Source organism: Actinokineospora globicatena (genome assembly GCF_024171945.1).
Taxonomy (GTDB): domain Bacteria; phylum Actinomycetota; class Actinomycetes; order Mycobacteriales; family Pseudonocardiaceae; genus Actinokineospora; species Actinokineospora globicatena.
The window spans coordinates 1,120,313-1,133,876 of the sequence record NZ_JAMTCR010000002.1 but is presented as its reverse complement, the minus strand read 5'-3'; the positions used below and the strand labels follow the sequence as shown (position 1 = coordinate 1,133,876).

Annotated in this window: 12 protein-coding genes and 1 tRNA gene; 5 read left to right on the top strand and 8 right to left on the bottom strand. The window is 68.1% G+C overall.

All coding sequences use genetic code 11. From position 1 onward, the window contains the following. Positions 1-75 precede the first annotated feature (75 nt). Positions 76-1,233 carry an MFS transporter gene (locus tag LV79_RS05395; RefSeq protein ID WP_253832639.1) on the top strand — a complete coding sequence of 386 codons (1,158 nt, stop codon included), beginning with the start codon at positions 76-78 and terminating at the stop codon, positions 1,231-1,233. Here the strand turns inward: LV79_RS05395 and dcd are convergent. Then, complete coding sequence (dcd, locus tag LV79_RS05390) at positions 1,209-1,790, bottom strand: dCTP deaminase (protein WP_253832637.1); 582 nt, start codon at positions 1,788-1,790, stop codon at positions 1,209-1,211. The two genes, LV79_RS05395 and dcd, sit on opposite strands and share 25 nt — an antisense overlap. A gap of 79 nt (positions 1,791-1,869) precedes the next feature. Between dcd and LV79_RS05385 the strand changes: the two genes are divergently transcribed. Beyond that, a tRNA-Gly gene (locus LV79_RS05385) sits at positions 1,870-1,940 on the top strand. A 293-nt stretch (positions 1,941-2,233) separates the two neighbouring features. Here the strand turns inward: LV79_RS05385 and LV79_RS05380 are convergent. The 3 genes from LV79_RS05380 to LV79_RS05370 all read right to left on the bottom strand — a co-directional run bounded on the left by LV79_RS05380 (position 2,234) and on the right by LV79_RS05370 (position 4,627). Then, positions 2,234-2,770 (bottom strand): snapalysin family zinc-dependent metalloprotease, encoded by a 537-nt coding sequence (locus LV79_RS05380; protein WP_253832635.1) that lies wholly within the window; start codon positions 2,768-2,770, stop codon positions 2,234-2,236. A 230-nt stretch (positions 2,771-3,000) separates the two neighbouring features. Further along, on the bottom strand, positions 3,001-4,128 hold the full coding sequence (locus LV79_RS05375) for a DNA adenine methylase (RefSeq protein WP_253832633.1): 1,128 nt from the start codon (positions 4,126-4,128) through the stop codon (positions 3,001-3,003). Position 4,129: 1 nt separating this feature from the next. Continuing rightward, positions 4,130-4,627 (bottom strand): DUF4304 domain-containing protein, encoded by a 498-nt coding sequence (locus LV79_RS05370; RefSeq protein ID WP_253832631.1) that lies wholly within the window; start codon positions 4,625-4,627, stop codon positions 4,130-4,132. Positions 4,628-4,917: 290 nt separating this feature from the next. Here LV79_RS05370 and LV79_RS05365 point away from each other — a divergent pair, with 290 nt between their 5' ends. From LV79_RS05365 to LV79_RS05355, 3 genes are all read left to right on the top strand, one after another. Continuing rightward, entirely contained in the window at positions 4,918-5,631 is a 714-nt protein-coding gene (locus tag LV79_RS05365; RefSeq protein WP_253832629.1) for a response regulator transcription factor, read from the top strand. A 120-nt stretch (positions 5,632-5,751) separates the two neighbouring features. Next, positions 5,752-7,578 carry an acyl-CoA dehydrogenase gene (locus LV79_RS05360; RefSeq protein ID WP_253832627.1) on the top strand — a complete coding sequence of 609 codons (1,827 nt, stop codon included), beginning with the start codon at positions 5,752-5,754 and terminating at the stop codon, positions 7,576-7,578. An 86-nt stretch (positions 7,579-7,664) separates the two neighbouring features. Beyond that, positions 7,665-8,375 (top strand): GntR family transcriptional regulator, encoded by a 711-nt coding sequence (locus LV79_RS05355; RefSeq protein WP_253832625.1) that lies wholly within the window; start codon positions 7,665-7,667, stop codon positions 8,373-8,375. Between the two features lie 129 nt (positions 8,376-8,504). On the opposite strand, the gene LV79_RS05350 is transcribed toward LV79_RS05355, so the two are convergent. From LV79_RS05350 to LV79_RS05335, 4 genes are all read right to left on the bottom strand, one after another. Further along, the gene (locus LV79_RS05350) at positions 8,505-9,305 is read right to left on the bottom strand and encodes a DUF1206 domain-containing protein (protein ID WP_253832623.1); all 801 of its coding nucleotides are present in this window, start codon (positions 9,303-9,305) and stop codon (positions 8,505-8,507) included. A gap of 110 nt (positions 9,306-9,415) precedes the next feature. Further along, entirely contained in the window at positions 9,416-11,314 is a 1,899-nt protein-coding gene (locus tag LV79_RS05345) for a VanW family protein (protein WP_253832621.1), read from the bottom strand. A gap of 29 nt (positions 11,315-11,343) precedes the next feature. Further along, entirely contained in the window at positions 11,344-11,637 is a 294-nt protein-coding gene (locus LV79_RS05340) for a GroES family chaperonin (protein ID WP_253835827.1), read from the bottom strand. 70 nt (positions 11,638-11,707) lie between these two features. Continuing rightward, positions 11,708-13,522 carry an NHL domain-containing thioredoxin family protein gene (locus tag LV79_RS05335; protein ID WP_253832619.1) on the bottom strand — a complete coding sequence of 605 codons (1,815 nt, stop codon included), beginning with the start codon at positions 13,520-13,522 and terminating at the stop codon, positions 11,708-11,710. Positions 13,523-13,564 lie beyond the last annotated feature (42 nt).

The window sequence follows — 13,564 nt, the reverse complement described above, 5'->3', positions numbered from 1 at the left end:
GCCGCGGTCGGGGGCGCTTCTCGTATGGCGGGAAAGTTGTTCCGCTATCCAGGAACACTTAGCTACGTTAACTACATGGGACGTCGCTGGTGGATCCTCACGATCGCGGTCGCCGCGCAGGCCGCCGTGACGAGTCTGGTCTACGGGTTGCCCTTCCTGCTGCCGCAGTTGCGGGCCGAGTTGGGGCTGTCGCTGACCGAGGGCGGGACGCTGGCGGTGGTGCCGGTGCTCGGGGTGCTCGTCGCGCTGATCGCGTGGGGCGCCGCGGCGGACCGGTTCGGCGAGCGGGTCGTGATGGGCATCGGCATGGCGGGCACCGGGCTCGCGGGCCTGGCCGCCGCCGCGGTGAGCGGGGTGGTGGGACTCGGCGCGCTGATGGTCGTGGCGGGGGTGTTCTCGGCGTCGATCACCTCGGCCAGCGGGCGGGCGGTGCTGGGGTGGTTCGAGGCGTCCGAGCGCGGTCTGGCGATGGGGATCCGACAGACGTGCACACCCATCGGCGTCGGATTCGCCGCTCTAGTGCTACCTGCTGCGGGGGAGGCTTGGGGCTATCGCGCGGCGTTAGTCGTACCTGCCGCATTGTGCCTGGTGCTGGCAGTTGTCGTTGCCCTGTGGCTGTTGGACCCGCCACGCACGGCAGCGCGCACTGTCACCGAGACCAGGTCGCCCTACCGGACGCCAACGTTGTGGCGAGTCCACATCGCTAGTGCGCTACTGGTGGCACCCCAGTTCACCTCGAGCACGTTCGCCTTGACCTACCTGGTCACGGAACACGGGTGGAACGCGGTCACGGCCGGGGTCGTGCTCGCCGTGGTGCAGATCTTCGGCGCGGCCGGTCGGATCGGGGCCGGGGTGTGGTCGGACCGGATGGGGAGCCGGATGCGGCCGATGCGGATCATCGCGGTGGCCGTGGCGGCGGCGCTGATGATCTGGGCCTTCGGCGGCTCGACGTGGGTGGCCGTGGTGGGGCTGGTCGCGGTGCTGATCATCTCGGTGACCGACAACGGGCTGGCGTTCACAGCGACGGCAGAACTAGCGGGCCCGTTCTGGGCAGGCCGCGCGTTGGGCATCCAGAACACTGGCCAGAACGCGATGGCTCTCGTCATCGCCCCACTGTTCGCGGTAGTGGTAACCGCCTTCGGCTGGCCGTTAGCCCTATCCCTAGTGGCAGCGCTACCTGTGGCCGCCGTGTTCATCACGCCGGTCGGTCAGCGCTTGGTGTCGACCCGGTGAAAGTTCAGGTAAGCCCTAGAGGGCGTCGGACCCCGCTGCCCCTGGTAGCGCGACCCGGCTTCCTTGGAGCCGTAGGGGAACTCGGCCGCTGAGGACAGCCGGAACAGGCAGAGCTGCCCGATCTTCATCCCCGGCCACAACGTGATCGGCAAGTTGGCGACGTTGGACAGCTCCAACGTGATGTGCCCCGTGAACCCCGGATCGATGAACCCCGCCGTCGAGTGCGTCAACAACCCCAACCGCCCCAGCGACGACTTGCCCTCCAGCCGCCCAGCCAGGTCATCCGGCAACGTCACCGCCTCGAACGTCGACCCCAGCACGAACTCCCCGGGGTGCAGCACGAACGGCTCGTCGTCCTCAGCCTCGACCAACGACGTCAGGTCATCCTGCTGCTGCCGCGGATCGATGTGCGTGTACCGCGTGTTGTTGAACACCCGGAAGAACCGGTCCAACCGCACGTCAACACTCGACGGCTGCACCATCAACGGCTCGAACGGCTCCAACCCCAGCCGCCCAGCCGCCAACTCTTCCCGCAGGTCACGATCGCTCAGCAACACCCCCACACCCTAACCACGCCACCTCCCCGTGACGCGCCCACCCAGGCCGTGTAGGCTGACGGCGATCTTCCAGATCACTGCGGATGTAGTTCAATGGTAGAACATCAGCTTCCCAAGCTGAATACGCGGGTTCGATTCCCGTCATCCGCTCAACCAGGGCTACCCATGTCCAAGGAATGCTTGGACCTTGTGGTTTCGCCATTACATCTGGGGGCAGAGCCCCCAGACCCCCACGGTGCGGTCGGCGCCGGAACCAGCGGGGTTCGCTCGACCTTCGGTCATCGCATCAAGGTGTGTAACCAATGGGGCTGTCGCCCACGGTGCGGCGGGCGCCGGAACCAGTGGGGCTCGCTTGAACCTTCGGTTCTCACATTGAGTACGTAGCCAATGGGTGTGGGTGGGGTCCGGGGAGGGGTGGGCTCCCCGGACCGGGGGGAATGGGGTTACTGCTGGATGGACCAGGTTTCGGGGGCGGTGTAGCCGTTGGCCCACATGCGCTCGATGGACTGGCGCTCCTGGGCGTTCGGGCTGGCGTTGTGGCAGGAGGTTCCGGCGCCGCCGCCGGACATCAGTTCTGAGCACGGGCCCTGGTAATGGTCCTTGAGGCCGAGTGCGTGGCCCGTCTCGTGCGCGGTGATGCGGACCTTGTCGTACTTGGCCATCTGCTGGAAGTCGATGTAGATCGTGCCCTGGCCGTGGCCGTTGGTCACCGCGTGCGAGCCCTGCTGGCCGTAGCTGCCCTCGACGTACCTCAGCGTGGCGCCCGCGCACTCCTTCAACTGGACGTTGCGCACGGACTCGTTCCACTTGCCGAGCCCGGCGATGATGTACTGGCGGAACTGCGGCGCGCCGGAGGTGCTGACGCAAACCGTCTTGGCGGCGGACGCACTCGACGTTTCGGCGGACGCGGAACTGGCGATCACCGGCATTACGAGAACCGCGACACCGACCGCGCCTGCGAACAGGGATTTGACGGACATCTGGAGAACTCCTTGTCACTGGGACGATTGACAAGGTTCACAGTGACGATGTCCTTTCCTCTGCGGTACATGCCAATGAAACATAGGCATCGCCTATACAGCGCCCTCAACGCCCCAACCAGCGCGGATGCGGTCAACCCCAGCGCGACCGAATAGTTCCCATTCACAATGCAGGTTGCCGAAAAGTCCCATCTGGTCCAGTTGGGCGAGTTCGTCTTGGTGCCGCGCACTCAGTCCTGGGCAGCGGCGGGGTGGAGTTCGCGGGACTTGTCCACCAGGTAGAGGTGTTCGGTTACGTGGAGGGTGCGGGAGTGGAGGTTCCTGCTGCCGCGGAAGGCGTTGTACTGGGTGGTGAACTCCGTGACGGTGCCCGCGGCGCGGAGTAGGTGTTGGAGGGCGGGAGGGGAGATGAAGCCCTCGTTGTTGGCGGAGATGAGGATGAAGCGGGCGGGGATGCGGGCCAGGAGGTCGGCCAGGAGGGCCGGGGCCTGCTTGCGGATGTTGTACGCGGAGCGGCGCCAGTTGGTGGGGATGCCGGAGATGGGGCTGATCTCGGTGGGCTCGGTGTAGTTGACCAGCAGGTTGAGCATGAAGTAGTTGGAGCCGTACGGGTGTTGGTTGTACGGCGGGTCCAGGTAGGCCAGGTCCAACTCGTCCAGTGCCTCGGGGAGGGTGTTGGCGTCTTGCTGGAGGACCGTGACAGCGCAAGAGAAGTTGCTCAGGACGGGGACACTGAGCCGGATCTCGCCCTTGATGCGGGATAACGCGTCCTTACCGCTACCGCCGAAGCGGCCGACGCCGGTGGTTCTGTCCTTGTAGAAGCCCTTGAAGAGGCCTGCGGTGTTGGTGTGTATCGATGCCGCTGACAGCAGTGGCCCGAGTAAGAGCGGCTGTAAGTCCGGTGGGGCTTGGCGGATCAGACAGGCGTAACTGTCGAGTCTTCGGGCGTTGCTGGTGGTGTAGAAGACGCGCTCCCCGGCCTCGATGTGGTCGTCGTCCGCTGGGGCATAGAGCTTGCGGATGAAGCCGTCGCCGGGGGAGAGGTCTACCTGACGGTTGAGGTCGCGGACGACCTGCTCCAGTGCCGGTAGATCTACCTCGTCAGCGTTGGTCAGGTAGCACTGGCTGACCACGCGCGCGTAGTCCTCAATGTCGTTGACCACCAGTGTGGACGCGTGTTGCTTGAGGGCGCGGGAGACGACACCGGAGCCGGAGAACGCGTCGAGAATGCGTAAGGGGCGACCAAGGTGCTCGCGGACAGCCCGGACGGCCGTGTCGATCGGGGCTAAGAGGCCGCGCTTGTTACCGAGGTAGGTAATCAGCTGGGTCCGCGGGTAGTCCGGGTTCTCTTCGGCCACATCAGTGCACGCGGGCGCGGATCTGGTCGCGGATGGCCGGTAGCCCGAACTCGCGCACGGCGGTCAGCACCTCGGCGGACAGGTTCGTGAACGGTCGGCCCGCCTCGATCTTCCACCACAGGTCGCCGATCGGTATGCCGGAGCCGACCAGCATCAGGTTGCCGATGCGCTCCTGCCAGCCGCCACCGGTGTGGCCTGCGGCCCGGGTGTACGGGCGGATGCGCAGCTGCGAGGCCCACTCGTCGGTGGCGTTGACGCTCAACGACAGGGTGAACCGGGTGGAGTAGGTGCTGGACTTGGCCGACTGCAGGATCGAGATCTGCCCGACGTGGGCGTTCTCCATCACCCGGAAGTGCCTACCGGTGCCGGATAGCCCCAACGCGCGCAGGCCGGGGGCGAGTCCGGTCTCGACCATCAGTCGGAACCACTCGTCCGCATTGCGCACCGCGCCCGCTTCCACGTAGCCCCCTGTTTGGGTCAGGCCGCCCACGCTCGGCATCCGACTGGTCACTCCGGAGTACTCCGATGACCCTATCCGGCGGACCGCGCCGTTCCTACCCATTCGTCGATCTCACGCCGGTTCGTGACCTGGTCGCCAACCACCACCGAGTGATGACGACACACACCGCGACGGTCTGGCGATATATGTAACACAGATCACACTGGCGATCTCACCCGTATGGGTGAGGTTGTCGCGGAAATGGCCGGAAATGTCGAAACCGCACGTCACGAGCGGCGGATGGTGTCGTCGCACCTACACGGACGGGTGAACAGCTGGAGGAGCCTCCCATGCCGCGCAGCACCCACCGGGCCTTCGTCGGTAGGCTCGGGGAGATCAGTATGACCGTCGCGCTCGTCGACGGCGTCCCCTTGTTCCGCGAAGGCCTGTCCGCCCTAGTCCTCCGCACGCCCGGGTTGCGCTGGCTCGGCGCGACCGACACCCCGCAGAGCGCCCTAGGGTTCACCGAGCGGTTCCGCCCCGACGTGGTTCTTATCGACTCCGGCCTAGACACCCGCGGACACCTGTCGACCTCCTTGTGCGCCGCGTGCCCCAACCTCGCCGTGTTGATCCTGGTCCGCGAGGCGCACCGGACCACCCAGTACGTGGCCACCGCGATCACCGCCGGTGTGCACGGGGTCATCCAGCGCTCGGTAGAGCCACCGCAGGTCGTCGAGGCGATCCGCGCGGTCCACGAGACGCGCCGCTACCTCGACCCCGGTCTCGCCGCCACGGTCGCCGCGCCGCGCACCCGCCTGGCGAGGGTGGCCGACGACCTGCAGCCACTGTCGCGCCGGGAGTTCCAAGTGCTGCAGCTGATCGCCGACGGACTGGAGAACCAGGCCATCGCCAAGGTCCTGTTCGTCTCGGTGGAGACCGTCCGGACGCACGTCAAGAGCATCCTGCGCAAGTTCGGCGCCCGGGACCGCACCCATGCCGTCGCGGTGGCGTTCAAGTCGGGTGTGCTCATCGCTCCGATCCGCCGACCCCGCACCGGAACGTGAGATCTCGACCACTGACCGGGTGAACGGGCCCCCGCGCCTTGCCGCTCCTACCGACCGGTAATAGACTCAAGTTACCGATGAGTAGCCGCTGCTCACGAGCGTGACACACGGAGCGACGAGATGGGCCACTACAAGAGCAACGTCCGCGACCTTGAGTTCAACCTGTTCGAGGTGTTCGGCGTCGGGGACCGGCTCGGCAAGGGCGTGCTGGCCGAGTCCGACGAGGAGACCGCGCGCGGTGTGCTCAGCGAGTTGAACAAGCTCGCCGTGGGGCCGCTGTCCGAGTCGTTCGTCGACGCCGACCGCAACCCGCCGGAGTACGACCCGAAGACCTTCAGCGCCACGCTGCCCGAGTCGTTCAAGAAGTCGTACCAGCAGCTGTGGGACGGCGAGTGGTGGCGGCTCGGCCTGACCAACGAGCTGGGCGGCTTCGGCCTCCCGCCGACGGTCCAGTGGGCGGCCTCCGAGCTGATCCTGGGCGCGAACCCGGCACTGTTCATCTACCTGGCCGGGCCGAACTTCGCGATGGTGGTGCACAACAACGGCACCAAGGAGCAGAAGCGCTGGGCCCGGCTGATGATCGACCGCGGCTGGGGCGCGACCATGGTGCTGACCGAGCCGGACGCCGGTTCCGACGTGGGCGCGGGCCGCACCAAGGCGGTCAAGCAGGACGACGGCTCGTGGCATATCGACGGGGTGAAGCGGTTCATCACCTCGGGTGACCAGGACCTGACCGAGAACATCGTGCACCTGGTGCTCGCCCGCCCCGAGGGCCACGGTCCGGGGACCAAGGGGCTGAGCCTGTTCCTGGTGCCCAAGTTCCACTTCGACACCGAGACCGGCGACCTCGGCGAGCGCAACGGTGCGTTCGTGACCAACGTCGAGCACAAGATGGGCCTCAAGGTCTCAACGACCTGCGAGGTGACCTTCGGCCAGCACGGCACCCCGGCCAAGGGCTGGCTGCTCGGCGAGGTGCACAACGGCATCGCGCAGATGTTCCAGGTGATCGAGTACGCCAGGATGATGGTCGGCACCAAGGCGATCGCCACGCTGTCCACCGGCTACCTGAACGCGCTGGAGTACGCCAAGGAGCGCGTGCAGGGCGCCGACCTGCCGAACATGCTGGACAAGACCGCACCCAGGGTCACCATCACCCACCACCCGGACGTGCGACGCAGCCTGATGCTGCAGAAGGCGTACGCCGAGGGCCTGCGCGCGGTGTACCTGTACAACGCCACGTTCCAGGACCAGCTGTGGACCCGCGAGGGTGACGAGGAGTCGCTGAAGCTCGCCGAACGGGTAAACGACCTGCTGCTCCCGATCGTGAAGGGCGTCGGCTCCGAGCGCGCGACCGAGCAGCTGGTCCAGTCCCTGCAGACCCTGGGCGGCTCCGGCTTCCTGCAGGACTACCCGCTAGAGCAGTACATCCGCGACTCCAAGATCGACTCCCTGTACGAGGGCACCACCGCCATCCAGTCGCTGGACTTCTTCTTCCGCAAGATCATCCGCGACAAGGGCCAGGCGCTGGCGTTCGTCGCCGGGGAGATCACCAAGTTCCTCGAGACCGACAACGGCCGCCTCAAGCGCGAACGCGAACTGCTCAAGCAGGCCCTCGAAGACGTCCAAGGCATCCTCGGCGCCATGGTCGGCCACCTGACCGCGTCCCAAGAGGAACCCCGCAGCATCTACCGAGTCGGCCTGCACAGCGTCCGCCTCCTCATGGCCACCGGCGACCTCCTCGTCGGCTGGCTCCTGCAGCGCCAAGCCGAAATCGCCCTGACCCACCTGGACGCCGGGGTCACCGGACGGGACAAGTCCTTCTACGAGGGCAAGGTGGCGGTCGCGTCGTTCTTCGCCAAGAACGTCCTGCCGGAGTTGTCCGCCGCCCGCAAAATCGTCGAAGCCGCCGACCTGGACCTGATGGACCTCGACGAAGCCGCGTTCTAGGCACCCGCTTCTCGATGGCCCGCCACCCTCCCCGGTGGCGGGCCATCGCCCGTTACGGTGCAGCTGTACAGAAGCGGAGGGCATCCATGGGCTACCGAGCCATCGCGGACGCGCTACGGCAGCGGATCGACTCCGGCGAACTCCAGCCGGGTGACCGGATCCCCAGCGAGAACGAACTGATGGCGGCCCACGGGGTGGAGCAGCCGACCGCTCGCCGGGCGCTGGACGTGCTGAAGAACGAGGGGTTGATCGTCGCCCGCCGGGGCGCTGGGACGTTCGTGCGCGAGTTCAACCCGTACCGCCGCGTGTCACCGAGTCGCTTGCAGGGCGGACCGGTGTGGGCGTCCGATGACCACCAGCGATTGCCGACTGTCGAGGACTTGGCGATCTCGGAAGAGACCGCGCCGCCACACATCGGGCACGTGCTGTCGACCGAGACGGTGCTGGTCCGACGGCGCAAGTACGTCGTCGAGGACCGCCCCATCCAACTCGCCGAGACCTACTACCCGGCCGACGCGGTTCGTGGCAGCCGGATCACCGCACCAGACACCGGCCCCGGCGGCGCATACGCCCGCCTCGCCGAACTAGACCTGAAACCGGTGCGGTTCCGCGAAGAACTCCGCTCCCGCATGCCCCGAGCCAACGAAACCTCAGCGCTCCGACTCGCCCAGGGAACACCGGTCATCTGCATCACCCGCACCGCCTGCACAGCAGACGACGTCGCGATCGAAGTGAACGAGATGACCCTGGACGCCAGCGCGTACATCCTGGAGTACAACCTCGTTGCGGTGGCTTGAGGCCGCGAACCCACGAGAACGACGAAGCCTAACTCCGGCAACAGAGTCTACCGAATTGCGCGTCAACCTACCGGTGGGGCGTAGCTCAAAGCCGGTACAAACGCTTCGACGGCTGTACCGGCTCCACGGTCAGGTGCGGTGGGCCTTGGCTGCGGCGATGGCGTAGATGCCGAAGGCGGCGAAGCCTGCGGCGACGACCACCAGTAGGACGGTGCCGAAGGGCTGGTCGGCGAGGGTGCGGAGGGCTGAGTCGAGGCCTCCTGCTTCGGCGGCGTTGGCGTCGAGGGCGGCGATGCCCAGGAGGGTGCCGACGATGGCGATGCCGAGGCCCTTGGCGATGTGGCCGACCATGCCGAGCTTCTCGACCCAGTGGGATTTGGGGAGTTCGCTGGTGTCGAGGTCCTTCATGAAGGACTTGCGGACACCGGAGACGATGCTGGCTATGCCTGCGCCGATGACGATGAGGGCGACCAGGCCGACGATGAAGCGGCCCGCGGGGAGTTCCATGAGGCGGGCGGTCATCTCCTTCTGCTTCTCGTCGCCGCTCTGGCTGCCGTTGCCGGAGGCGATGCGGATGGCGGCGATGCCGAGGGAGATGCCGACGACGCCGCGGACGGCGGCGCCGATGCGCTTGAAGGTGCGCTTCTTGCCGTCGTGCCACTGGTAGCTGACGGCGGCCATCAGCAGTTGCCAGACGCCGAAGGCGAGCAGGCCGATGGCGAGGACCCACAGGACCACCGCGCCGAACGAGGTGCTGGCGATCTCCTGCAGCGCCCCCGTCTGGTCGGCTTCCTGGCCCCCGCCGCCGAACGCGACCTGGAGGGCCAGGTACGCGATGATCACGTACACGGCGCCGTAGCAGGCCATGCCCGCGCGACCGAGCCCCTTCACCACGCCGTTGTGGTGCGCGGTGTGCACTGCGCTGGTCATGCGCCCTCCTCGGTCACCTGGTCCGGGGATGACGTGTCACCTGATCGTGTGGCTCAAACGTGAAAGGCCCGGTGACCACGTGCGGTCACCGGGCCTTCGACGTCGGAAGGTCAGCCCGCGGGCGGCGGCACGGCGGGCGGCGGGCCGCAGACGATCTTTGGCTGCGGGTTGTACCGCACCGTGCGGGTGTCGCGGCGGATCTCGCGGCCGGTGCCCGCCTCGCGCAGGACGCGGGTGTCGGACGTGGTGAAGCCCGGCGCGCCGTTGCTGGGGGAGCACTTGCCGGTGGTCGGGCCCGGCTTCTCCTGCGGCGCGGTCTCCGCCGAGCGGCCGCCGGTGATCGACTCGACGTCGTAGCGCTTGGTGCCCCAGATCTTCACCGTGATCGACCCGGACGTCCAGATGGTCTGGATGGCCACCCCGGTCTGCGCGTCGTTGGTGAACTTGAGGTCGATGACGCTGCTGCCGTCGTGGTTCTGGAACACCGTCGCCTCGCGGGCGGCCGGGTAGCGGCTGATGTAGTAGCTGTGCTCCTTGTGGCCCGCGTCCTTGAGGCCGGAGAAGTACGCGGCGTTGTACAGCGTCGTGGCGAACTGCGAGATGCCACCGCCGACCTCGCGGCCGGGGGCGCCGTCCTTGATCACGCCCGCCTCGACGTAGCCCTGGGCCGAGGTGCGCGGACCGGTGAACCCGTTGAGGCTGAACGTCTCGCCCGGCTTGACGATGGCGCCGTTGACCTTCGCCGCGACGGTGCGGATGTTGATCCCGGAGTCGGTGGCGAAGCCCTTGGTGGTGAACTCGCCGATGACCTCCTTGATGCCGAGCTGGTTGGCCTGCTCGGTGGTCACCTTCGCCGGGGCCTTGGTGTACTCGACCTTGATCTCCCGGCCGTCCGGCTTCTTCAGCACGTCGAGCAGGGTGGCGAACGCGGTGTCGTACTTGACGCCGGTGCCGTCCACCGAGGGGGTGACCGTCGGCGCGCCGCCCTCGAAGACGACCTGCGCGTCCTTGCCCTCCTTCTCGGTGGGCGCGAGCTGCGGCTTGACCGCGTCGGTGACCTTGACCAGGTCGACCTTCGGGTTCAGGCCGCCGCCGTCGACCGGCTCGAAGGTCAGCGCGGCCGCGATCACCGCGGGTTCGATCTTGGCGTCCTTGCCGTCGCCCTTGACCACGACCGGCCCGGACACCGCGACCTTGGCGACCTCGAGCGCGGCGTGCACGCCCTCCGGCGTCGTCTTCACCGGCGTGGAGGTCACCGGCAGGGTCAGTGCCCCGCCATCGGCCCAGCCGTCGATGATGATCGACCTGGCCTTCGCGGTGTCGAGCTCCTGGCCGGGCGCGGGTTCGACCGCGACCGGGGTGGCGCCGTCGAACCGGATGCCGCCCTCGGCCGGTGCGCGCGTCCCGGCTTGCTTGAGCCGGTCGATGGCCCCGGTCAGCGCCTCGTCGTCGGTGGAGGTGACCACGCCGACCTCGCGGGTGCCGCCGAACAGCGACGACAGCCGGGTGAACGGGTTGAGCGGCTGGTCACCCGCCTGCTCCAGGGTGGCACCCCAGTTCAGCGTGAGCCCGGACCTGGCCGGGTCGAGCTTCTCCTCGACCGCGCCGATCTTGAGCGACACCGGCTGGGTGAGCCGCGGCTCGATCTTGTCCCGCAGCTCGCGCTCGGCCTCGACCTGCGACATGCCGCCGACCTCGACCCCGGCCACGGTCGTCCCGCGCGGCACGTCCCCGCTGCTGATCGCGAGGTCCAGGCCGTAGAGCACGGCCAGCGCGCCGACGACCGCGCCCGCGATGATGGCGGGCTTGCGGAAGCTCTTGCCCTTGGCGGGCTCCTGTTCCTCGTCCTGCTGTTCCGTCGGCGTGGCGAGCTTCTCGGTCGGACCGTCCAGCGGCGAACCCACCGACTGCGGTCCCACGTGCTGCGGCACCCGGGGCAACAGATCGGTCTGCTCGGTGTGCGACTCCGGCCATCTAGCCCCGTCAGGCCAATCCTGGTCCTGCGGCACGGCTCACCTTTCCCCTCAGAGGTACCCGATCAGAGGTACAACCCGGTCCCGTGTTCGGTGCGTTCGCTGGCTATGGCGTGCACGTCCCGCTCGCGCATCACCAGGTAGGCCTGCCCGTGGACCTCCACCTCGAACTGGTCCTCGGGGTTGAACAGCACCCGGTCGCCCACCTTCACCGTTCGAACGCCCGTCCCCGCCCCCACCACGTCCCCCCACGCGAGCCGCTTGGCGACCTGCGCGGTGGCCGGGATGACGATGCCGCCGGTGCTGCGCCGTTCCCCCTCCTCGGGGGTGAGCCGCACGAGGACCCGGTCGTGCAGCATCTGGATCTCGAGCTTCAGTTCCGGCACCGAGGAATGGTAACCGCCTGCTCGGGGTGGGCTTCCGACGTGGTCAGGGCTGCTCGTCGAGACCACCCATGACCAGCGGCAGCCGGTGCGCGCCGGTGTCGGTCACCCGGACGGGGACACCCCAGTCCTGCCTGGTCAGGTGGCACGCGGCGTGCTCGGTGCCGTCGTCGTCGCAACTGGCGGCCTGCGCGACGACGTGCAGGACGCCCTCCGCGACACCGGCGGCGATGGTCAGCTTCCGGGTGAGGTCGGTGCCGACGCCCGCGCCGTCGGCGAGCAGCTCCGGCGGCGACGAGGTGATCTCCAACCGGGTCGACGGGCCGTACCGCTCGTCGAGCTTCTGCCCCGGCGGCGCGGAGAACACCACGGCGAGGTCGAGCACCCCGGCGGCGATGTCGGTCGGCGGCCTGCGGACCTGGTGCGCCTCGCCGTCGACCAGGTGGGCCTTCGCGACGGGGCGGGACAGCCGGTGCGCGGCGGACTCGACGACGACCAGGTCGCCGTCGAGCAGGACGGCGCCAGAAGGCTCGGCGAGGCCGGTGGCCAGGGTGCTGACCTCGTTGGTGGCCGGGTCGAACCGGCGGATGGCGCCGTTGTAGGTGTCGGCGACGGCGACCGAGTGGTCGGCCAGGACGGTCACGCCGAGCGGGTGCTGCAGGAGGGCTTGGTCGGCCGGGCCGTCGCGGTGGCCGAAGTCGAACAGGCCCTTGCCGACGGCGGTGTGCACGGTGCGGTCGGCGTCGATCCAGCGCAGCGCGGAGGTCTCGGAGTCGACGAGCCAGAGGCGGTCACCGTCGACCGCGAGCCCGGAGGTCTGGGCGAAGAAGGCCTCCTCGGCCGGACCGTCGCTGAGGCCTTCGACGGTCGTGCCCGCGAACCGGCTGACGTGACCGGTGCGCGGGTCGAACAGGCCGAGCGTGTGGTTGCCCGCCATCGCGATGACCAGGCCGCCCGCGGGCTCCCACCAGACGAGGTCCCACGGACTGGTCAGGTCGATCTCGAGACCGGGACCGTCGGTCGGTCCGTTGCGCCATTGCAGGCCGGTGCCCGCGATGGTCGTGACCTCGCCGGTGTCGGTGTTGATGCCGCGCAGGAGGTGGTTGACGGTGTCGGCGACCACCAAGTGATAGCCCACGTCGAGGTGCTCGGGCAGCACGGCGACGGCGGAGGGCTCGGAGAAGGTGGGCTCGGTGCCGTCCTGCCTGCCGCGCGCGCCGGTGCCGTAAGAGGTCACGACAGCGTCGTCCTTGAGCTCGACGATCCGGTGGTGCGCGGTGTCGGCGACGAGCACGGTGCCATTGGCGGTCGCGATGGCCTTCGCGGGGAACCGGAGCTCGGTCTCAGCGGGCGGCGGCGGGACGTACGGACCGTCACCGCGGTGCAACGTCCCCTTCGCCTCGTGCTCGGCCACCACCTCGGCGATCACCCTGCGCAACGCCTCCGCATGCCCCTCACCAGCGGCAACGTGCACCACATAACCCTCGGGGTCGACCAGCACGAGCGTCGGCCACGCCTTGACCGCGTACGCCTGCCAGGTGGTCAACTCCGGGTCGTCCAGCACGGGGTGGTGCACCTCGTACCGCTCCACCGCCGCCCTCAGCGCCTGCTCATCCGCCTCGTGCACGAACTTCGGCGAGTGCACCCCGACGGTCACCAGCACGTCCTTGAACTCCTCCTCGACGGGGCGGAGCTCGTCGAGCACGTGCAGGCAGTTGATGCAGCAGAAGGTCCAGAAGTCCAGGAGCAGGACCTTGCCGCGGAAGTCACCGAGGTGCAGGTCCTTGTCACCGGTGTTCAACCACCCGCGCCCGATGAGTTCGGCAGCGCGGGACAGACGACGGGGCTGTGCTGTGCTCACGCGGGAATCCAACACCAGGAGGCATCGAGCTTGTTCCGTTGC

Bases quoted from the DNA above. Each gene is read 5' to 3' on its own strand.
- LV79_RS05380 (WP_253832635.1), bottom strand. From the start codon at position 2,770: ATGTCCGTCAAATCCCTGTTCGCAGGCGCGGTCGGTGTCGCGGTTCTC.
- LV79_RS05340 (WP_253835827.1), bottom strand. From the start codon at position 11,637: ATGCTGCACGACCGGGTCCTCGTGCGGCTCACCCCCGAGGAGGGGGAA.
- LV79_RS05355 (WP_253832625.1), top strand. From the start codon at position 7,665: ATGGGCTACCGAGCCATCGCGGACGCGCTACGGCAGCGGATCGACTCC.
- LV79_RS05360 (WP_253832627.1), top strand. From the start codon at position 5,752: ATGGGCCACTACAAGAGCAACGTCCGCGACCTTGAGTTCAACCTGTTC.
- LV79_RS05395 (WP_253832639.1), top strand. From the start codon at position 76: ATGGGACGTCGCTGGTGGATCCTCACGATCGCGGTCGCCGCGCAGGCC.
- LV79_RS05370 (WP_253832631.1), bottom strand. From the start codon at position 4,627: ATGCCGAGCGTGGGCGGCCTGACCCAAACAGGGGGCTACGTGGAAGCG.
- LV79_RS05350 (WP_253832623.1), bottom strand. From the start codon at position 9,305: ATGACCAGCGCAGTGCACACCGCGCACCACAACGGCGTGGTGAAGGGG.
- LV79_RS05365 (WP_253832629.1), top strand. From the start codon at position 4,918: ATGCCGCGCAGCACCCACCGGGCCTTCGTCGGTAGGCTCGGGGAGATC.